Origin of the sequence: Bartonella koehlerae C-29 (assembly GCF_000706625.1) — a bacterium.
GTDB classification, from domain to species: Bacteria; Pseudomonadota; Alphaproteobacteria; order Rhizobiales; family Rhizobiaceae; genus Bartonella; species Bartonella koehlerae.
In genome coordinates, this window is sequence record NZ_KL407334.1 from 958,094 (window position 1) to 980,438 (window position 22,345).

A 22,345-nucleotide genomic window follows, 5' to 3' on the forward strand; every position below is an offset into this window, starting at 1 on the left:
GGTATGGGGTTGCTCTTACTGCCCTTCGTAGATCCAAGTAAATGGATTTCTGTTATTAATGGGGCAAATTGGTGATACTCACTATCGGGTATCAAATGAACTGGTCTGCATGTGCAGGTTAATGATGTAAAGCTTTCAAGGTTTAGTCTACCTTGAAGAGTAAAAATCGAGGAGCGACGATGGCTCAGACCCTAGCAATGACGTCTCAATTCAATGGTCGTAAGCGCGTACGCAAGTTTTTTGGTAAGATTCCTGAAGTGGCAGAAATGCCAAATCTTATTGAGGTTCAAAAAGCATCATATGATCAGTTTCTCATGATTGAGGAACCGAAAGGCGGGCGTCCAGATGAAGGCTTGCAGGCTGTTTTTAAATCGGTATTTCCTATTTCGGATTTTTCCGGTACAGCTATGCTCGAGTTTGTTAGTTATGAATTTGATTCACCAAAATTTGATGTTGAAGAATGTCGTCAGCGTGATTTGACTTATGCTGCACCATTAAAGGTGATATTGCGTTTAATCGTTTTTGATGTTGATGAAGATACAGGTTCAAAAGATATCAAAGATATTAAAGAGCAAGGCGTTTATATGGGCGATATGCCTTTAATGACGATGAATGGTACCTTTATTGTTAATGGAACGGAGCGTGTTATCGTTTCACAAATGCATCGTTCTCCCGGTGTCTTTTTTGATCATGATAAAGGAAAATCGCATTCATCAGGAAAGTTTCTTTTTGCTGCTCGTGTTATTCCTTATCGTGGTTCTTGGCTTGATATTGAGTTTGATGCTAAAGACATCATTTATGCTCGTATTGATCGACGACGCAAAATTCCTGTTACAAGTCTTTTGATGGCATTAGGGATGGATGCATCAGATATTTTATCGACTTTTTATAATAAAGTTACCTATGAGCGAGATGGAGATGGATGGCGTATTCCTTATTCTGTTGAGCGCTTTAAAGGCATGAAGCTTGTTTCTGATCTTATAGATGCAGACAGTGGTGAAGTTGTTGCAGAAGCTGGTAAAAAACTGACGGTTCGTGCAGCGAAGGCTTTGGCAGAAAAAGGTCTCAAGGCAGTTAAAGTCAGTGAAGACGATTTATTAGGATCTTATCTCGCGGAAGATATAGTTAATTACCAGACAGGTGAAATTTATCTTGAAGCTGGTGATGAAATTGACGAAAAAACATTAAGGATTTTGTTTGATGTTAATGTAGATAAAATCGATATTCTTGATATTGATCACATGAATATTGGGGCATATATCCGCAATACTTTAAAAGTGGATAAAAATGAAAGTCGGCAAGATGCATTGTTTGATATCTATCGGGTAATGCGTCCAGGTGAGCCGCCAACAATGGATACAGCAGAAGCTATGTTCCATTCGTTATTTTTTGATCCGGAGCGTTATGATCTTTCCGCTGTGGGGCGTGTTAAGATGAATTTGCGTATGGATCTTGATTGTCCAGACACAATCCGAGTTTTGCGTCAAGAAGATGTTCTTGCTGTGGTTAAAATGTTAGTTGAATTGCGCGATGGTCGTGGTGAAATTGATGATATTGATAATCTTGGCAATCGTCGCGTTCGTTCTGTCGGGGAATTGATGGAGAATCAGTACCGCATTGGCTTACTTCGTATGGAGCGTGCGATAAAAGAACGTATGTCCTCGGTTGAAATTGATACCGTCATGCCACAGGATTTGATTAACGCAAAGCCAGCCGCTGCAGCTGTTCGCGAATTTTTTGGATCTTCGCAATTATCGCAGTTTATGGACCAAACCAACCCCTTGTCAGAAATTACCCATAAGCGCCGTCTTTCTGCTCTTGGTCCAGGTGGTTTAACCCGCGAACGAGCAGGTTTTGAAGTTCGTGATGTACATCCTACGCATTATGGTCGTATTTGCCCAATTGAAACTCCGGAGGGTCCTAATATTGGTCTGATTAATTCCTTAGCAACCTTTGCGCGTGTTAATAAATATGGTTTTATTGAAAGTCCATACCGCAAAATTATTGATGGAAAAGTGACAACAGAAGTTATTTATCTTTCTGCTATGGAAGAGTCAAAACATTATGTGGCTCAAGCTAATTCTTCCTTAGATGTTGAAGGACGTTTTTCAGAAGAGTTTGTTGTTTGCCGTCATGCAGGTGAAGTTTTGATGGCACCACGCGATCATGTCGATTTGATGGATGTTTCACCAAAACAGTTGGTTTCAGTAGCTGCTGCTCTTATTCCGTTTCTGGAAAATGACGATGCGAATCGTGCGTTAATGGGATCGAATATGCAGCGTCAGGCAGTACCACTTGTACGCGCTGAGGCACCATTTGTTGGTACGGGAATGGAATCAATAGTTGCACGCGATTCAGGAGCTGCTGTTGCTGCAAAACGTAGTGGTATTGTTGATCAAGTTGATGCAACGCGTATTGTTATTCGTGCGACAGAAGATTTAGATCCTTCAAAATCTGGTGTTGATATTTATCGTTTGCAGAAATTTCAGCGTTCCAATCAGTCTACTTGTATTAATCAACGTCCTCTTGTGCATGTTGGTGATCGGGTAGAAAAGGGCAATATCATTGCGGATGGTCCATCTACAGATCTTGGAGATCTCGCTCTTGGTCGGAATGTCCTTGTGGCATTTATGCCTTGGAATGGGTATAATTATGAAGATTCCATTTTGCTTTCTGAACGTATCGTCGCTGATGATGTTTTTACCTCGATTCATATTGAGGAATTTGAGGTTGCAGCACGTGATACAAAGCTTGGTCCTGAAGAAATTACGCGCGATATTCCTAACGTTGCAGAAGAAGCATTAAGGAATCTTGACGAAGCTGGAATTATCTATATTGGTGCTGAAGTTCAGCCTGGCGATATTTTGGTTGGTAAGATTACCCCAAAGGGTGAAAGTCCTATGACACCGGAAGAGAAGCTTCTGCGTGCAATTTTTGGGGAAAAGGCTTCAGATGTTCGTGATACTTCTATGAGAATGCCTCCTGGGGCTTTTGGGACTGTTGTTGAAGTTCGTGTTTTTAACCGCCATGGTGTAGAAAAAGATGAACGTGCGATGGCGATTGAACGCGAAGAAATTGAACGTTTAGCTAAAGATCGCGATGATGAACAATCAATTCTTGATCGCAATGTTTATGCACGTCTTGCCGATATGTTGGTGGATAAAGTTGCTGTGGAGGGTCCAAAAGGCTTTTCAAAAAATAAGAAGCTCGACGCTACAATAATGGGGCATTATCCAAGGTCTCAGTGGTGGCAATTTGCGGTTGAGGATGAAAAGCTTCAGAATGAAATTGAGGCTTTGCGCAACCAGTATGATGAATCGAAAGAAGCCTTACAACGGCGCTTTATGGATAAAGTTGAAAAGGTTCAAAGAGGCGATGAAATGCCCCCTGGTGTAATGAAGATGGTAAAGGTTTTTGTGGCTGTGAAGCGTAAAATCCAACCAGGCGATAAGATGGCGGGACGTCATGGGAATAAGGGTGTTGTCTCACGTATTCTTCCAATAGAAGATATGCCATTTCTTGAAGATGGAACCCATGCTGATATTGTCTTGAATCCGCTCGGTGTGCCTAGTCGTATGAATGTTGGTCAAATTCTTGAGACGCATCTTGGTTGGGCATGTGCAGGTATGGGCAAGAAGATTGGCGATTTGGTAGATTTGTATCAAGAGACTGGTGATATACTTCCTTTGCGTCAACGTATTGAGAATCTTATGCCTGATAATGATCATAATGAACCAGTACGTCAGTATGATAATGAGAGCCTTTACAAATTGGCACTGCAGATGAGGAAAGGTGTTTCAATTGCAACTCCTGTTTTTGATGGAGCGCATGAAGCTGATATCAATATGATGCTGGAAGATGCCGGTTTGGATAGTTCAGGGCAGGTTACGCTTTATGATGGTCGTACTGGAGAGCCTTTTGATCGTCCTGTGACGGTGGGATATATTTACATGTTAAAGTTGCATCACCTTGTTGATGATAAGATTCATGCTCGTTCGATTGGGCCATATTCGCTTGTTACGCAGCAACCATTAGGTGGTAAGGCACAATTTGGTGGTCAGCGTTTTGGTGAAATGGAGGTTTGGGCACTTGAAGCTTACGGTGCAGCATATACTTTACAGGAGATGCTGACAGTGAAATCGGATGATGTGGCTGGGAGAACAAAAGTTTATGAGGCGATTGTGCGCGGTGACGATACATTCGAAGCAGGTATACCTGAAAGCTTTAATGTGTTGGTGAAAGAAATGCGTTCACTCGCTCTCAATGTAGAACTCGATGATGCGCGTGAGCTTATTACGCAACGCGCGTTATCTGATACAACGGAACGATAATTCAATGAGCACACTGGAAAGAGTGCACTCTAGTTATCTTGAAAAGGCTAAATAAAGGAATTTTTATTAAGTTAGTACAGGCAGTTTAAAAAGTAAAAACAGGTTTTAAATAAGGTCTGTAATTAAAATTAATGAGATATTACAACAGGTTCTAAGAATCTTTGAAGGAGAACGGCATGAACCACGAGGTCATGAATCTTTTCAATCCTCAGTCCCCAGCGCAGACATTTGACTCTATTCGTATTTCAATTGCGAGTCCTGAGAAGATTTTGTCTTGGTCGTATGGTGAGATTAAGAAGCCTGAGACTATTAATTATAGGACTTTTAAGCCAGAGCGTGATGGTCTTTTCTGTGCACGTATATTTGGTCCAATTAAAGACTACGAATGTCTATGCGGTAAATATAAACGCATGAAATATAAGGGCATTATCTGTGAGAAATGTGGTGTAGAGGTTACTCTTTCGCGTGTGCGTCGTGAGCGTATGGGCCATATTGAGCTTGCAGCACCTGTTGCTCATATCTGGTTCCTTAAATCCTTACCAGGTCGCATTTCTACACTTTTAGATTTGACTTTAAAAGATATTGAGCGGGTTCTCTATTTTGAGAATTATATTGTAACAGAGCCAGGACTGACATCCCTTAAGCTCCATCAGCTTCTTTCTGAAGAAGAATATATGCTGGCTATTGATGAGTTCGGGGAAGATCAGTTTACAGCCATGATTGGTGCAGAGGCTATTTATGAACTTCTAGCCAGTATGGAGTTAGAGAAAATTGCCAATGATTTGCGTGCCGAATTGTCCGAAACAACTTCAGAGTTAAAACAGAAAAAGCTTATTAAACGGCTTAAGATTGTTGAGAATTTCCTTGAGTCTGGCAATAGACCAGAATGGATGATTATGAAAACGATACCGGTTATTCCACCGGATTTACGTCCATTGGTTCCACTTGACGGTGGTCGTTTTGCTACGTCTGATTTGAATGATCTTTATCGGCGAGTTATAAATCGTAATAATCGATTGAAACGATTGATTGAATTGCGGGCTCCTGGGATTATTGTACGCAATGAAAAGCGTATGGTGCAGGAGGCTGTTGATGCATTGTTTGATAATGGTCGGCGTGGGCGTGTAATTACTGGAGCCAATAAGCGTCCGCTAAAATCTCTTTCAGATATGCTAAAGGGTAAGCAAGGGCGTTTTCGTCAAAATTTACTTGGAAAGCGTGTTGATTACTCTGGGCGTTCTGTTATTGTCACAGGTCCTGAATTAAAATTGCATCAATGTGGTCTTCCAAAGAAAATGGCTCTCGAATTGTTTAAGCCATTTATTTATGCACGACTTGATGCAAAGGGGTATTCATCAACTGTAAAACAGGCAAAGAAACTTGTTGAAAAAGAGCATCCAGAAGTTTGGGATATTTTAGATGAGGTTATTCGTGAACATCCTGTTTTACTTAATCGTGCACCAACATTGCACCGTCTGGGGATTCAAGCTTTTGAACCTGTTTTGATTGAGGGGAAAGCTATACAGCTTCATCCATTAGTGTGTACTGCTTTTAATGCTGATTTTGATGGAGATCAGATGGCGGTCCACGTTCCGCTTTCTCTTGAAGCACAGCTTGAAGCTCGTGTTTTGATGATGTCGACCAATAATATTCTTCATCCAGCCAATGGTGCCCCAATTATTGTTCCATCACAGGATATGGTTCTTGGTCTTTATTATCTTTCGATTGTTTCTGAAAAAGAACCGGGTGAGGGAATGGCTTTTTCCGATATAGGCGAACTTCATCACGCCTTGGAAAATAAGGTTGTAACTCTTCACACGAAGATCAAAGGCCGTGTTAAAAATATCGGTAAGGATGGAAAAGAAGTTGCTAAACTTTATGATACAACACCTGGTCGTTTGATTATTGGAGAACTTTTACCGAAAAATTCGAATATCTCCTTTGATATTGTTAATCAAGAAATGACTAAAAAGAACATTTCTAAAATGATTGATCAGGTTTATCGACACTGTGGGCAAAAAGAGACGGTTATTTTTTGTGACCGTATTATGCAGCTTGGCTTTTCTCATGCTTGTCGTGCGGGAATATCATTTGGTAAGGACGATATGGTTATTCCTGATAGCAAGTTGCGTTTGGTTGCGGAAACAGAAGCTTTGGCTAAAGAGTATGAACAACAATATAATGATGGTCTGATTACACAAGGTGAAAAATATAACAAAGTTGTAGATGCTTGGGGTAAATGCACGGATCGTGTTGCCGATGAAATGATGAAACGTATTCAAGCTGTCGAATTTGATCCTAAAACAGGTCGTCAGCGGCCAATGAATTCGATCTATATGATGTCACATTCTGGTGCGCGTGGTTCTGCTAACCAAATGAAACAATTGGCTGGTATGCGTGGGTTAATGGCAAAACCATCAGGTGAAATTATTGAAACACCGATCATTTCAAACTTTAAGGAAGGTCTTACTGTTAATGAGTACTTTAACTCAACTCATGGTGCACGTAAAGGGCTTGCTGATACTGCATTAAAAACCGCTAACTCTGGTTATCTTACACGGCGTCTTGTTGATGTTGCACAAGATGCTATTATTTCAGCGGTTGATTGTGGTACTGCAAAGGGGCTGACTATGCAGCCAATTGTTGATGCTGGACAAATCGTTGCGTCTCTTGGGCAAAGAATTCTTGGTCGTACAGCGCTTGTTGATATTCTGCATCCAGTTTCTGGGGAGGTTATTCTTGAAGGTGGTGCGATGATTGAAGAGGCTGATGTTGCTAAAATTGAAGAAGCTGGAATTCAGTCTGTTCAAATCCGCTCTGCTTTGACATGTGAAACACGCCTCGGTGTTTGTGCTAAATGCTATGGTCGTGATTTGGCGCGCGGGACACCGGTTAATCAGGGTGAGGCAGTTGGTGTTATTGCCGCTCAGTCGATTGGAGAACCTGGAACTCAGCTTACTATGCGTACTTTTCACTTAGGAGGAACAGCGCAAGTTGTTGATTCATCTCATTTAGAAGCATCTTATGAAGGTACGGTAGAGATTCGTAATCGCAATGTGGTTCGCAATTCTGAAGGCCATTTGATGGTTATGGGACGTAATATGGCCATCCTTATCAAGGATGGATCTGGAAAAGAGCGTGTTGTACATCGTGTTAGCTATGGTGCGCATATTTTTGTTGATGATGGTGATGTTGTTAAATGTGGCCAGCGTATTGCAGAATGGGATCCCTATACGCGTCCAATTCTCACTGAAGTTGAGGGGTATGTAGGTTTTGAAGATATGATTGATGGTTTATCAGTCACTGAAACGGCTGATGAATCTACGGGGATTACGAAGCGCTTGGTGATTGATTGGCGTGCTAATCCAAGGGGAACTGATCTAAAACCAGCCATTATCATCCATGCAGATAAAAAAGGCGAAGCTATTGCCAAATATAAGGGAGCTGAAGCCCGTTACATGATGTCAGTGGAGACTATTCTTTCTGTTGAGCCTGGTTCTCATGTTAAGGCGGGTGATGTTATTGCGCGCTTGCCAATGGAAAGTGCCAAGACAAAAGATATTACAGGTGGTCTTCCACGTGTGGCTGAGCTTTTTGAAGCGCGGCGTCCAAAAGATCATGCTATCATTGCTGAAATCAGTGGTACAATCCGATTTGGTCGTGGTTATAAGAATAAGCGTCGTATTATTATTGAACCAGACGATGAAACTCTTGAGCCAGTAGAATATTTGATTCCAAAAGGTAAATTGTTTCATTTCCAAGAAGGTGACCAAATTGAAAAAGGAGATTATATCCTTGATGGTAATCCAGCCCCTCATGATATCTTGGCAATTAAAGGTGTTGAAGCTTTGGCATCTTATCTTGTTAATGAAATTCAAGAAGTTTATCGTTTGCAAGGCGTTTTAATTAATGATAAGCACATTGAAGTGATTGTTCGTCAGATGTTGCAGAAAGTTGAAATTACTGAATCGGGAGATTCTGGTTATATTCCGGGTGATCACGTTGATCGTATTGAGTTAGATGAAATCAATGATAATTTGCTTGCAGAAGGAAAAAGGCCTGCATCTGGTAATCCTATACTGCTTGGGATTACAAAAGCATCTCTTCAAACGCCCTCCTTTATTTCAGCAGCATCATTTCAGGAAACAACTCGAGTGCTTACGGAGGCAGCAGTTTCTGGAAAGATTGATACTTTACAAGGTCTTAAGGAGAATGTTATTGTCGGTCGTCTTATTCCTGCGGGTACAGGGGGTACAATTGCTCAAATCCGTCGTATTGCTGCAGTTCGTGATGATTTGATCGTTGATGAACAGCGCAAGTCTAGTAATAACGAAGTAGCTAAGGCTATGTTAACAAATATGACAACAAGCGCAACTGCTGAGTAATTTGAATATGTACCAGCAGTGATAAAAAAACGCTTAAATCTCTATTTAAGCGTTTTTTTAGATCTTAAAATGCAAAAATAGTGTTTTTCCTGACAAAAGCGATTGTAAAAACGATAAAATGATAGTTGTTTCAAGCATTCTTGAAGCTTATTATACTTATAGCATTTTCTTATGAGGAGAGGAATCTTTTCTATAAAGCTCCTCATTTATAGCAATATGCTAGAAAGTTTTCTTTCAATAGATTCTAAAGTTAAAAAATGCATGGGCTAATATAATTAGCTGCTATGTGTTAAGGATAGATTGTTTTAAAACAAGGTGAATGTTGGTTTTGAATAGTTTTAGATTTTTTTTATGAATATCTTTTATAAAGATTGAAAAAGCATTAATGAACACTCAAAAATTTTTATTGTAGTTCGAAAAATAATTGATTTTCTACTGTACCATGTTTGTGTGGTTGGAAAACTTTATTTTTGCTCTATTTAAAAATACAAGGAATCTGAGGATAAAAAGCTAACTAAAATTTTATAAAAAACAGATATATTTCTGTGAATAGTGTGGTTTACGAAAACAGAATGATAGAATGTATGGATATTATTCAATTGGTGAGTTAACATGAAAATTTTCAATAACTGCTCGGACGTTACGTTATTATGAATGAGGGGGACTTTTTGTGCCCTTCCGGCGTGAAGGTGCAAGGTTTTATATGCAAACTAGATCGCTATAAATTAAAACAAATACTGCATGCTAAAAGAGTTAAATTTTTTATCTGAAATATCCGATATATTAAGCATAGTTAGAAAACCACAGAATGATGAGAAAAAACTTAAGGAATTAAATTGCAGGGATTAATAAAAATGCGCTGATTTACAGTAGATGCATCGCGATATTGATGATCTTCTACGTGATTTAGAACACATCGAGGAAACTTTTTTGAGAATTTAGCTGAATTGGGGGTTGATCGTTGGTTTTAAAATATATTTCATTTACTTATTTTTGAGGATTGCCTTTCTCTTAAAAGAGAGAGGCTTTATTGTTCTCTAATGATAGACATGAACAGAATATGGAATGTGTCAGTCATTTGGGAGGCGTAGCCTGAATAAAAGAGCTGCAAAGTTTTTTACAATACATTGATATTAAATGAGAAAACAATAATGTTCAAATTTATTTTTTAAAAAGAAAGTAAAAACAATGGCGGATTCTCCTATTGACATTTTTCAATCTATTCTGTCGCGAAAGTCAATACGGGCTTTTACTGATCAGCCTGTTACACAGGAAACGATTAGAGAAATTTTAAAACTTGCAGCACGTGCGCCATCTGGAACAAATCTCCAACCATGGCAAGTGATTGTTTTAACGGGAAAAATATTACAGAAAGTAGGACAAGAACTTTCACAACTTGTCCTTTCAGGAATAAAAGGAGAGCGTGAATATCATTATTATCCACGTCAATGGCGTGAACCTTATCTTTCAAGGCGTCGAAAAGTTGGTTTAGATCTTTATAAGAGTCTTGGAATTCAAAAAGGTGATCAAGAAAAAATGCTTCATCAGAAGGCAAAAAATTTTTTATTTTTTGGTGCACCTGTAGGATTTTTGTTCACAATAGATCATGACATGGAGATGGGGAGCTGGCTTGATTTAGGCATGTTTATGCAGACTATTATGTTAGCAGCACGTGGATTTGGATTAGATACGTGCGCCCAAGCGGCTTTTGCTGATTATCATAAACAAATTCGTACACTTTTGTCTGTGCCTTCTGATCGGCATATTATCTGTGGTATGGCACTCGGCTATCGCGATATGAACGCACCAGAAAACAATTTTGAGACTGAACGCGAGCCAATCGAGAATTTTGTACGTTTTATTGAATCATATCCATAGAATGTTTTTATGTAATTGAGCATAAAAAAATTAAGACATTGAAGTTCATATGAAAAATATTTTGGTGGGGAATTCTCATTCTTATTTCATTTTGATATTGCATCTTAACACTTATTTTACTACGCTTGGTGCATCAAGGGAATGATTGTTCGGGGTGTCGGGGGTCATTGTCAGTTTTTTGAAGGTTGGCTATGGAAAGCGCTATAGAAAGAAAGTGTTGGATAGTAGCAAGACGAGCAACATTCGTTTTTATTGCTGTTATTTTTTTAGCTTATCTCGCTATTTAATTTTAAATGGGACAAACGTGATAAAAAGATGTGCACCCAAAATTTATATTTGATTTTGAGGTGATTGGTGTTTTTATCTGTTTTTGAACTTTTTAAAATTGGTATTGGTCCATCCAGCTCCCATACGATGGGGCCGATGACTGCTGCTAATATGTTTTTGCGAGAGATTGTAAAACGCAGTTTTTTAAGGTCATCTCATACTGAGGTTTCTCATATACGTGTTTATCTTTATGGTTCACTAGCTTTTACTGGAATTGGTCATGCTACAGATAGAGCTATTATATTAGGACTTTTAGGAGAAGAAGCCGCAACTGTTAATCCTGATAATATGGATATGCTGTTAGAAAAGGTTATACGTGAAAAAAAAGTGCAACCAGACGGCCATCCTGCTTATTGGTTTGATTTCCAAAGGGATCTTATTTTTGAACGAAAGGAAGTTTTACCTGGACATACTAATGGACTTGCGTTTGAAGGGCTTGATTCTGATGGGAATGTTCTTTTGCGGCAGATTTATTATTCTGTCGGCGGCGGTTTTGTGGTGACTGAGGATGAATTAAGCTTTATGAATGGTACTACACAATCAACAACCTTCAAGGTACCATATCCTTTTGATTCTGCGTGTAAAATGTTATCAATGGCAGAAAAATCAGGGCTGTCAATTGCTGAAATGAAGCGCTTAAATGAAGAGACAAAAATGGAGCGTTCTGCGCTTGATACAGGGCTTGATAACATTTTTTCAGCGATAATGAGATGCATTGATAGAGGTCTTTCACAAGAAGGTGAATTGCCAGGTGGATTGGGTGTTTCAAGGCGTGCTAAAAAACTATATGAAACTCTTTTAGAAAACCAAAAGAAAAATTGCAATTATCCATTTTTGGCAAATGATTGGCTTTCAGTATATGCCATAGCAGTGAATGAGGAAAACGCCGCCGGTGGTCGTGTTGTTACGGCACCGACGAATGGTGCAGCTGGTGTTGTGCCTGCAGTTTTGCGTTACTATCTTCAGTTTAATGATGATTCGGATCGAGAAGGAATACATAATTTTTTGTTGACAGCAGCAGCTATTGGTGGTGTCATAAAGCATAATGCCTCGATTTCTGGTGCAGAAGTTGGTTGCCAAGGTGAAGTGGGGACGGCATCTTCAATGGCAGCTGCAGGATTGACAGCTGTGTTAGGTGGTACACCAGCTCAAATTGAAAACGCAGCAGAGATTGCACTTGAGCATCATTTGGGAATGACGTGTGATCCGGTTGCAGGTCTTGTACAGGTTCCTTGCGTTGAGCGCAATGCGATAGGAGCTGTTAAGGCAGTAACAGCTTCTTCTCTTGCGTTGTATGGTAATGGGAAGCATTTTGTTTCTCTTGATGCTTGTATAGAAACAATGCGCCAGACCGGACATGATATGAGTGAACGCTATAAAGAAACGAGTAAAGCTGGTCTCGCAGTTAATGCAATATCTTGTTAAAGTATGAAAACAATATTTAATCGGATAATTTTTTGCGATTTTTGGTTTGATAAAGAACACAAGTTTAAAAAAGTGCTTAGGCGGTTTTGTACACTGTCTATCTACATTGTTTTGAAATCTTTGTACGTCATTAAAAAGAAGTTCTTTATTTCATTGAATTATTCACGACAATACCTCGATAATAAGAGCTTATCTCCAATGGGGAAGTGCTTTTTTATAAAAAGGCATTCAGGCTAATTTTTGATATTAAATCTAAAATAATACAAGATTGAGTATTTTGACGTATTTGAGAGCGATTTTATTAAAAAACTAGAGATGCTTATTCAGAGAGTTTGACAGAAATTTGCAGCACAATTCTTATAAGTTTAAGGAAGAAATGATTTGTAAGGCTTTTTTAAAGATTGTAGACAATAATATGTAAAAACTCTTATTAACAAAATAATCCTTATAAAAATTATTTATAGAATTAAACATTTGTTGCACCAAGACGGATTTTAATAGGTACGCTATTTGTTTGGCTTGCAACGCGTAAATGAATTCGTACAGGAGGCATGATGAGACGACGATTCCGCGTTGTTTGGCAAATGAGAAGGTTGACAAGAGACTGTGTGTTTAGAGAAGCCGGATTATGCTTTAAGCCAGCAAGTTTTGTTGCAACATCCTGAAGAGAACGCAATGAGAAAAGAAATGATTGCTTCAACAAATTTTCTTTTTCAGCGGATGAAGCAAGAGCATTATGTGTCATAGTACTATCCTTAACGCAGAATTTAAAAACCTTCAATAAGCTACAGTATAGCAGTTAAAATTTGCTTTCTTTAATAAAGAACAAGCATTAAATGCAGCTTTTTTTGATTGAAATCCTACAAACCGCGCACGATAATAACGACGTTCGTTTTTTTCAAAAAGTTGCATGTGTGAAGATGTGTTCTTTAAAGCGAAATAGGCTGTATTTTTTGCTTTTAAAAGCAGATTTTCTGCTTGTTTTTTACTAGGAAGAGAACCAATTTGGATAGCCCATCCAGCGTTTGTGGACAAAGAGGCCGTAACAATCTCATCAATTTTAACAGATATAGCTTTTTGAGGGTTAGGGAGTGGTATAATTGCCTGGTTTACAGCCGCTATTGCTATATTAGAATTTCTAGGTTGTTCTGCAAATGCTGTCAACAGAGTAGAAATTTCATCATCAGAATCGGTTGAATCAGCTTTAATGAGCGGGATAGGAGTCTTAGTGCCAGTGGGCAAGTTATAGTGCGCAGAATTCATTAAACGTCCATCATTTTTTATGCGGCTTGCTTTGGGTAAATATTGGCTTAATAGGCTGGACATGTGCTTATCACGTGCGGTAGAGGATTTACCTCCCATAACGACAGCAACGATAGAGCGTCCTTCAATACGCATAGAAGTTGCTAAATTAGAACCTGACATTTGTGTATATCCTGTTTTAATTCCATCGACGCCGTTCATTGTTTTAACTAAGTTATTGTGAGTGTTTACGGTATGTCCATGGAAAATAAAACTTTTTGTTTTGAACAGTTTATACTGTTGTGGAAAATGTTTACGTAGGGCCAATGACAAAGTGGCCATATCTCGTGCTGTAGAATAGTTGCGCACATCCGGAAGTCCTGAAGCATTTACAAAATGAGTATTTATCATACCAAGTTTGCGAGCTTTAGCTGTCATCATTCGGGCGAATTTTTTTTCATTGCCACCAAGATATTCAGCAATTGCAGTAGCAACATCATTTGCTGATCGTGTAATGAGTGCTTTAGAGGCTTCTTGTGCGGAAATTGTTTGTCCTGTTTTAAGTCCAAGTTTTGTTGGTGGGCGTGCTGCTGCATTTCGTGAAACAGGGATTGGTGTATTGGGTGTTACGCGACGCATATGCATAGCCTCAAAAAGAAGATAAAGCGTCATCATTTTTGTCAAAGAAGCTGGATAACGTTTTAGCGTTGCATTGGCTTGAAATAGGGTTTTTCCTGTATTTTCATCTATAACGATAGCAGCATACTTATCAGTATAGGCTTCTTGAGGAGTAGCGAATGCCCAAGAATAAGAGAGAGCTAAAACAACAAATGCAATTACTATTTTCTTATAGCAACGCACAATTTTTTGGCAGTTAATATACACTTGCAGTATCCTATTTCTCCATTTACCCTAAAAAAACTGTAAAACTTTTTTGCGCAGCGGCTTGTCGATATAATTTATGCGAATGGTATTACTAATTTGTTTACAGAAAGTATTTTTGGAATTTTCATATTTGACCTAATCTCACCATAAAAGAAAGTTTTCTTTGTTCTTTACATAAACAGTTGTTGCAATAGTTATGAAAGAATTTAAGATTAATAAAAGGCCTGCTGCACAGGAAATAATGATGGTACAGAAGCTAATAAAAAATTCCTTACTCCGTATTATGCACAATGAAAAGGGCAAGAATGGGGATGAATACAGGCATGATGCTATTATAATGCCCAAAATGAGATCAAAACTTCAAAAGCCTAAGCTATATCGTGTGCTTTTACTGAATGATGATTATACACCTATGGATTTCGTTGTTTTTGTTTTAAAAAACTTTTTAAAAAAAGACTTCGAAGAAGCAATGCGTATTATGTAAATGTTCATCAAAATGGAGTAGGTGAATGTGGAATTTATAATTACGAAGTAGCTGAAATGAAAGTAATACAAGTTAGGGAGTGCGCACGTCAAAATGAACATCCGTTACAATGTGTAATGGAATGGAAGTGAGGATTTATGCCATCTTTTACGCCTAGTCTTGAAGAGGTTCTGCATCGCGCATTAACGATTGCTAATCAAGCGCGACATGAATATGCGACATTAGAGCATCTTCTCCTTGCTCTTCTAGATGATGCTGATGCAAGTTCAGTAATTCGAGCTTGTCAGGTAGATGTAGAAGAATTGCGAAAGCGCTTAACCAAATATTTACAATCAGAATTAGATGCACAAATGAGAGAGGGTGAGGATACAAAACCGACAACATTTTTCCAGCGTGTTATCCAGCGTGCAGTGATTCATGCTCAGTCAGCTGGGAAAAATGAAGTATCGGGAGCAAACGTTCTTGTTGCAATTTTTTCTGAACGTGAAAGTTATGCCGCATATTTCCTTCAAGAGATGGGCATGACACGCTATGATGTGGTGCGTTTTATTTCACATGGTATCACGCGTGATGATGGATTATCCATGTTACTTGAAGATCTAGAAGAGCAATTAGATCAGCAAATATCGGACAGTAGTGCAAAGGTAACAAGTGCACTGACTGCTTATTGTATTGATCTCAATTGTAAAGCACGCACTGGAAAAGTTGATTTATTAATTGGTCGTGAAGTGGAAATTTCACGCATGATTCAGGTTTTATGTCGAAGATCAAAAAACAACCCGCTTTTAGTTGGTGATCCTGGAGTTGGAAAAACAGCTATCATTGAGGGGTTGGCAAAACGCATTGTTGATGGGCAAGTGCCTGAAGTTTTATCAAATACAACGATATTTTCCCTTGATATGGGAGGGATTATTGCTGGTACACGCTATCGCGGTGATTTTGAAGAACGATTAAAACAACTTATTAAAGAATTTGAGCAATATTCAGATGCTGTTTTATTTATTGATGAAATTCATACATTGATTGGAGCAGGGGCTACATTAGGAGGGAACATGGATGCGGCAAATCTTTTAAAGCCTGCATTATCTTCCGGAACTATTCGATGTATCGGTTCGACGACTTATAAGGAATACCGCAAAATTTTTGAACAGGATCGAGCTTTAGAACGTCGTTTCCAGAAGATTGATGTTAATGAGCCTTCTATTGCCGACGCGATTAAGATTTTGCAAGGATTAAAGCCTTATTTTGAAGATTTTCATCAGATTAAATATACAGATGAAGCGATGAAGGCATCCGTAGAATTATCTTCACGTTATATGATTGATCGTAGATTACCTGATAAAGCAATTGATGTTGTTGATGAAAGCGGTGCAGCACAAAGGCTTTTGCCAAAAAAACAACGAAAGAAAAGTATAGGTGTCAAAGAAATTGAAGCAACTGTTGCTACTATGGCTAGAATTCCGCCAAAAACAGTTTCTGGTGATGATCAGAAGATACTTAGCAAGCTTGAAAGGGAACTCAAGCATGTTGTTTATGGACAAGATCAAGCAATTTCAGCATTAGTATCTTCCATTAAATTAGCTCGAGCAGGATTGCGCGATGCAAACAAACCAATAGGAAGTTATTTATTTTCAGGGCCAACAGGTGTAGGAAAAACTGAAGTTGCAAAACAGCTTGCATCGTCGTTAGGAATTGAACTGTTGCGTTTTGATATGTCAGAATATATGGAACGACATGCGGTGGCGCGCTTAATCGGAGCTCCTCCAGGTTACATAGGGTTTGATCAAGGAGGTCTCCTTACGGATGCAGTTGATCAGAAGCCTCATGCAGTTTTATTGCTGGATGAGATTGAGAAAGCCCATCCAGAGCTCTTTAATATTTTGTTACAGGTAATGGATTATGGGAAGTTAACAGACCATAATGGCAAAAAAGTTGATTTCCGCAATATCATTTTAATTATGACAACCAATGCTGGTGCTTCAGATATGGCGAAGTCGGCTATTGGATTTGGCAAGGTGCATCGCGACGGTGAGGATATAGAAGCGATCAATCGTTTATTTACACCAGAATTTCGTAATCGGCTAGATGCAATCATTCCATTTGCACCTTTATCTCAGTTAATCATCAATCAGATTGTGCAAAAGTTTATTTTTCTGCTTGAGGCACAACTGGCTGATCGGGGAATTTGTTTTGAATTAAGTCCTTCTGCAATGGTTTGGCTTGCCAATAAAGGGTACGATTTTCAGATGGGTGCGCGTCCATTGGGGCGTGTTATACAAGAATATATTAAGAAACCGCTAGCTGACGAAATTTTATTTGGACAGTTGCGCAATGGTGGCATGGTTCACGTATTAACATATAAACCAAATGGGGGAAAAGAGAAGCTACAGTTAAAAATTTCATCTTTCGATGGATCTGTTGGCTTAAAGAACAGAAAAACGGCACGTTTTAGCAAAAAAAATGTGGGAATAAAAAGGTCAGCAACTTAAGATTGCTTTAAAGGGCATCTCGAATTTTTTTTGCGTTCTCTTCAAGTATTTCTGTAGGCGTTATAACATTATTATGGGGGGTAAGTTCTATTCCTTCCATACGTGGTATAATATGGAAATGGAGATGATAAACGGTTTGTTGACTAGCAGCTTCATTAAATTGCATAACTGTTATCCCATCTGCTTGAAAGGCTTTTTTTACGGCATTAGCGATTTTTTGGACAGCTCTGATAACTGGAAATAATGTTTCAGTATCTGCGTCTAGGAGGTTTCTAGAGCCTTTTCTAGGAATAACCAGCGTATGTCCTGGCGCTTGTGGCATAATATCCATGAATGCAATAACATCATCATCTTCATAGACACGGATGGAAGGAATTTCATTACGAATCAATCTGGCAAAAATATTATTATTATCATAAACTTGTTTCATACAAATATTTCCTTTTATTCGTTTTGAGTTTAACTTTTAATTCAAGATGAAAAAAAATGCGAAAGTTGGTAGGGTGGACAAAAGAGAGGTTTTATATTCAAGTTTTTCTTTATATAGGTATTCTATCATTTGATGAAAGTTTAAACTTCTATGATGGCTTCAATTTCTACTGGAACGTTCATAGGAAGAGAGGCAACGCCAATAGCAGAACGGGCATGTTTTCCAGCGTTACCTAGGATATTGACGAGGAGATCAGAAGCTCCATTAGCGACAAGAGAAATATCGGTAAAATGAGGATCTACGGCAACGAAAACAGTGATTTTTACCACGCGTTTTATTTTATTTAAATCACCCAGAGCTGTTTTAACTTGTGCAAGAATGTTGAGCGCGCAGACTTCGGCTGATTTTTTTGCTTGTTCAGCGCTAACAGTTGCACCAACTTTACCGGTTTCTACTGGCTTGCCACCAAAAAGGGGGAGTTGTCCAGAAATAAAGAGTTGGTTGCCGCTTTGTGAAGTTGTTACATAATTGGCAATAGGTTGTGTTGCTTCTGGCAGAGTAATTTCAAAATTTTTGAGGTGCTTTTCAATTGCGTTGGTCATAATTTAAACTCCATAGCTATTCTATTATACATTTGTTGCATAAACTATTTTTCGATTTAAGGAAATGTGTGGTTAATTAAGATGCTGACCTTTTTTGTCTTCGTCTATGATGGTATGAAATGGCAATAAAATTGGAAGTTAGTGATGAGCAGATTATTATTTGTAACAGCTTTATATGTTGCTTTTTTGTGTGCGGCGAGAGCTGAGGAGTCTATTTTCGTTGCTCCACATCGAGCTGTTTACGATTTTCAGCTTGATAGTGCTTCTCACGACATGGCAATTTTGGGGATGACTGGACGAATGGTTTATGAACTTACGGGTTCAGTATGTCAGGGGTATACGACACGTTTTCGTTTTATCAGTCGTATTCATATTGAAGATATGCCAGTGCGTTTAACTGATCAACAAACGACGAGTTATGAAACAGGTGACAGTCGGACGTTTCATTTCAGTGTTAAAGATCAGGTTGGACAAGAGGTTGCGCGGAATTCTGAAGGTTTAGCTGAACGTACTCGAGATGGAATTATAATAAAACTGAAAAAGCCAAAAGATGAAGAATACAAGCTTGCAACGGCTGAGTTTCCAATTATGCAACTCAAGAGTATCATACGGCAAGCAAAAGCAGGTCGTCATTTTTATAACACTACCGTATTTGATGGAACAGATAAAGCGGACAAAGTCATAAAAGAAAGTATAATTATTGGGGAAAAGAAGACGCAGTTCTCTGATGATGAAAGGGAGAAGTTGGGAAAATTGGATGAGGAGGGATATTGGCCGGTTACGATTTCTTATTTTGATGATATAGAAAAAAAAGATGGCTTACCTCTTTATCGTACCAGCTTTCTTTTACATGAAAATGGTGTAATGCGTGATCTTCATATAGATTATGGAGCTTTTGCAGTGCGTGCAAAATTGAACAATCTTGAATTTCTTGATGGCGAGAAAAGCCTTGATCAATGCAAACATTAAATGTCAATGTAAGCGTTAAATGATTGTATAAAATAACTTGAAAAAGAATCAAATATTAGTATGGTTATCTCATTACACACGCGGAACTTTGGTGCTTGCAGAGAAAGTCTAGCAAGTGTCCGCCGGTAGTAGAGTTATCTACTTTTTCCGCGGAGGTTAAACCGGAAAGGATGAATTTAATGGCACTACCAGATTTTACTATGCAACAGCTTTTAGAAGCAGGTGTACACTTTGGTCACCAGACTCATCGCTGGAATCCGAAGATGACTCCTTATATTTATGGTCAGCGTAACAATATTCATATTATTGATCTTGCTCAGACTGTTCCACTTTTACACCAAGCGCTTAAACTTGTTTCAGATACGGTTGCACGTGGTGGTCGCATTCTTTTTGTTGGTACCAAGCGGCAGGCTTCTGATATTATTGCAGATGCGGCGAATCGTTCGGCACAATATTATGTTAATGCACGTTGGCTCGGAGGCATGCTGACAAACTGGAAGACAATTTCCAATTCGATACATCGTTTGCGTAAACTAGACAAAATTCTTGCTGCTGAAGCGCAAGGCTTTACTAAAAAAGAACGTTTAAATCTTGAACGTGATCGTGAAAAGCTTCACCGTGCACTTGGTGGCATTAAGGATATGGGGTGTGTTCCAGATCTTATATTTATTATTGATACCAACAAAGAAAATATTGCTATACAAGAAGCAAAACGTTTAGGTGTTCCTGTTATTGCTATTATTGATACCAACTGCGATCCTGATAACGTTGATCATCCGATACCCGGTAATGATGATGCTTCGCGGGCTATTTCTCTTTATTGTGATCTTTTTGCTCGTGCAGCTCTTGATGGTATTGCTCGTCAGCAAGGTGCGATGGGTGTCGATTTAGGAGCTCAAGCTGATGCTCCTGTGGAGCCTGTTTTGGAAAATGCTGTTTCGATTTCTGAGTAATATTAAAAAAGACGCTTATTAGGTACTTATTTTCTAAAAAAAGATCATAGGCGTGCATAGGAGTTTCTTTTTGCACGCCTTTTACAGTTACAGAATAAAGAGGCAAATATGAGCATTACTGCTGAACAAGTAAAAGAACTTCGAGAATTGTCAGGCGCTGGTATGATGGACTGCAAAGCAGCTTTGGAGGAAACCAATGGTGATATGGAGTCTGCTGTAGATTGGCTTCGTAAAAAAGGAATAGCTAAAGCAGATAAAAAAGCTGGCCGTACTGCTGCTGAAGGGTTGATTGGGATTGTATCACAAGATTTAAGCGCGGTTTTAGTTGAGATCAATTCTGAAACAGATTTTGTCGCGCGCAACGATGTATTCCAAGACATTGTACGCAATGTAGCAGCAGCTACTTTGAGAACAGATGGGAGTGTTGATGCTGTTTGTGCATCTTTTTATCCAGGTTCTGAGAAGACTGTAGAGGTTACAATTAGAGATGCAATTGGGATTATTGGGGAGAATATGACATTTCGTCGTTCTGCTAAATTATCGGTTGAGAATGGTGTTGTTGCTACTTATATGCACAATAGTGTGGCTGAGGGACTGGGTAAACTTGGTGTTTTGGTTGCTATCGAAACGACAGGAAATAAGAAGGCAGCAGCAGCTTTTGGTAGACAGGTTGCAATGCATATTGCTGCAACCAATCCGTTGGCGCTAACAGTAGAAGATGTTGATTCCAGTGCTATTGAGCGTGAAAAAGCAATTGTTTCAGAACAAGCACGCCAATCTGGAAAGCCTGAAAATATTATTGAAAAAATGGTTGAAGGGCGTATGCATAAGTTTTTCGAAGAAGTTGTTTTGCTTTCTCAGGCTTTTGTTATGAATCCTGATATTACTGTTGATGCTGCTTTGAAGGATGCTGAAAAATCGATTGGTGCGCCGGCAAAAATCACAGCTTTCATTCGTTTTGCTCTGGGCGAAGGTGTGGAAAAAGAGGAGTCTGATTTTTCTGCAGAGGTTGCAGCTGCTGCAAAAGGATAGCTATTTGTAAATGATTGATCAGAGATTTTAAATCTTACCATTGATTATAAAATCACTGATAATAAAGGGTATAATTATTAAAGAGGGCGTCACGTAGCAAAGTGGTGCCCTTAGTGGTGTCAAAAGCAAAAAGTAAATATGCTTTTGGGGAGATTCTCAATGACATTAGCACTTCAGTATAAACGTATTCTTTTAAAAGTTTCTGGTGAAGCTCTTATGGGGGGGCAGAGTTTTGGGATTGATGTTTCCGTTGCAGACCGTATCGCTGCTGATGTTGCTGAGGTGCGGGTGATGGGAATAGAAGTTGCTATTGTTATAGGTGGAGGCAATATTTTTCGTGGAGTTGCCGTTGCTTCGCATGGTGGAGATCGTGTGACAGGTGACCATATGGGAATGTTGGCGACAGCTATTAATTCCTTAGCATTGCGAACATCATTAACAAAACTAGGGATTGAAACGGTAGTATTATCTGCGATTGCTATGCCACAAATTTGTGAGAGTTTTTCACAGCGTAAAGCAATAGGTTATATGAATCAAGGAAAGGTTGTTATTTTTGCAGGTGGTACTGGTAATCCGTTTTTTACTACTGATTCTGCTGCTACTTTGCGTGCAGCAGAAATTGGTGCAGATGTTCTCCTGAAAGGAACACAAGTAGATGGTATTTATTCTGCAGATCCAAAGATAGATCCTACGGCTAAACGTTTTGATCAGTTAACACATGTTGAGATTTTACAATTGGGGTTATCCGTCATGGATACAACGGCGGTTACTTTAGCGCGCGAGAACAATGTACCAATTATTGTGTACTCTATTCATGAAAAAGGTGGTTTAGCTAAGGTGTTGAATGGAACAGGACGGTTTACAATAGTATCGGAATGAAGATAATTTTCAAGGCGTAATTAAAGGAGACAGA

General features: G+C 38.9%; 13 protein-coding genes and 1 pseudogene. 10 read left to right on the top strand and 4 right to left on the bottom strand.

Translation table 11 applies throughout. The features are described from left to right. Positions 1-179 precede the first annotated feature (179 nt). The 4 genes from rpoB to O9A_RS04090 all read left to right on the top strand — a co-directional run bounded on the left by rpoB (position 180) and on the right by O9A_RS04090 (position 12,346). On the top strand, positions 180-4,331 hold the full coding sequence (gene rpoB, locus O9A_RS04075; RefSeq protein WP_034459039.1) for a DNA-directed RNA polymerase subunit beta: 4,152 nt from the start codon (positions 180-182) through the stop codon (positions 4,329-4,331). 176 nt (positions 4,332-4,507) lie between these two features. Further along, positions 4,508-8,716 carry a DNA-directed RNA polymerase subunit beta' gene (gene rpoC, locus O9A_RS04080; protein WP_034459041.1) on the top strand — a complete coding sequence of 1,403 codons (4,209 nt, stop codon included), beginning with the start codon at positions 4,508-4,510 and terminating at the stop codon, positions 8,714-8,716. Between the two features lie 1,188 nt (positions 8,717-9,904). Further along, positions 9,905-10,594, top strand: coding sequence for a nitroreductase (locus O9A_RS04085; protein WP_034459042.1), 690 nt, complete (start codon positions 9,905-9,907; stop codon positions 10,592-10,594). Positions 10,595-10,948: 354 nt separating this feature from the next. Beyond that, a complete protein-coding gene (locus tag O9A_RS04090) occupies positions 10,949-12,346 on the top strand; it encodes an L-serine ammonia-lyase (protein WP_034459044.1) in 1,398 nt (465 codons plus the stop codon). 466 nt (positions 12,347-12,812) lie between these two features. Here O9A_RS04090 and O9A_RS04095 read toward each other — a convergent pair whose 3' ends face one another. Both O9A_RS04095 and O9A_RS04100 read right to left on the bottom strand, forming a co-directional pair. After that, the gene (locus tag O9A_RS04095; RefSeq protein ID WP_034459047.1) at positions 12,813-13,091 is read right to left on the bottom strand and encodes a hypothetical protein; all 279 of its coding nucleotides are present in this window, start codon (positions 13,089-13,091) and stop codon (positions 12,813-12,815) included. A gap of 32 nt (positions 13,092-13,123) precedes the next feature. Beyond that, positions 13,124-14,473, bottom strand: coding sequence for a D-alanyl-D-alanine carboxypeptidase (locus tag O9A_RS04100; protein ID WP_034459049.1), 1,350 nt, complete (start codon positions 14,471-14,473; stop codon positions 13,124-13,126). Positions 14,474-14,885: 412 nt separating this feature from the next. On the opposite strand from O9A_RS04100, the pseudogene O9A_RS08665 reads away from it, so the two are divergent. Beyond that, positions 14,886-15,088, top strand: a pseudogene (locus tag O9A_RS08665) (ATP-dependent Clp protease adaptor ClpS). 6 nt (positions 15,089-15,094) lie between these two features. Next, positions 15,095-17,446 (top strand): ATP-dependent Clp protease ATP-binding subunit ClpA, encoded by a 2,352-nt coding sequence (gene clpA / locus O9A_RS04110; RefSeq protein ID WP_034459051.1) that lies wholly within the window; start codon positions 15,095-15,097, stop codon positions 17,444-17,446. 7 nt (positions 17,447-17,453) lie between these two features. Here the strand turns inward: clpA and O9A_RS04115 are convergent, their stop codons facing one another. Both O9A_RS04115 and O9A_RS04120 read right to left on the bottom strand, forming a co-directional pair. Further along, positions 17,454-17,876, bottom strand: coding sequence for an HIT family protein (locus O9A_RS04115; protein ID WP_034459055.1), 423 nt, complete (start codon positions 17,874-17,876; stop codon positions 17,454-17,456). A 140-nt stretch (positions 17,877-18,016) separates the two neighbouring features. Further along, entirely contained in the window at positions 18,017-18,478 is a 462-nt protein-coding gene (locus O9A_RS04120; RefSeq protein ID WP_034459056.1) for a RidA family protein, read from the bottom strand. 144 nt (positions 18,479-18,622) lie between these two features. On the opposite strand from O9A_RS04120, the gene O9A_RS04125 reads away from it, so the two are divergent. The 4 genes from O9A_RS04125 (at position 18,623) to pyrH (ending at position 22,311) form a co-directional block, all read left to right on the top strand. Continuing rightward, positions 18,623-19,447, top strand: coding sequence for a cell envelope integrity EipB family protein (locus O9A_RS04125; RefSeq protein WP_034459058.1), 825 nt, complete (start codon positions 18,623-18,625; stop codon positions 19,445-19,447). Between the two features lie 179 nt (positions 19,448-19,626). Beyond that, positions 19,627-20,400, top strand: a complete 774-nt coding sequence (rpsB, locus tag O9A_RS04130) for a 30S ribosomal protein S2 (RefSeq protein ID WP_034459062.1) — start codon at positions 19,627-19,629, stop codon at positions 20,398-20,400. Positions 20,401-20,508: 108 nt separating this feature from the next. Continuing rightward, positions 20,509-21,432 carry a translation elongation factor Ts gene (gene tsf / locus O9A_RS04135; RefSeq protein WP_034459064.1) on the top strand — a complete coding sequence of 308 codons (924 nt, stop codon included), beginning with the start codon at positions 20,509-20,511 and terminating at the stop codon, positions 21,430-21,432. A 159-nt stretch (positions 21,433-21,591) separates the two neighbouring features. Next, entirely contained in the window at positions 21,592-22,311 is a 720-nt protein-coding gene (gene pyrH, locus O9A_RS04140; RefSeq protein WP_034459066.1) for a UMP kinase, read from the top strand. Positions 22,312-22,345: the final 34 nt, after the last annotated feature.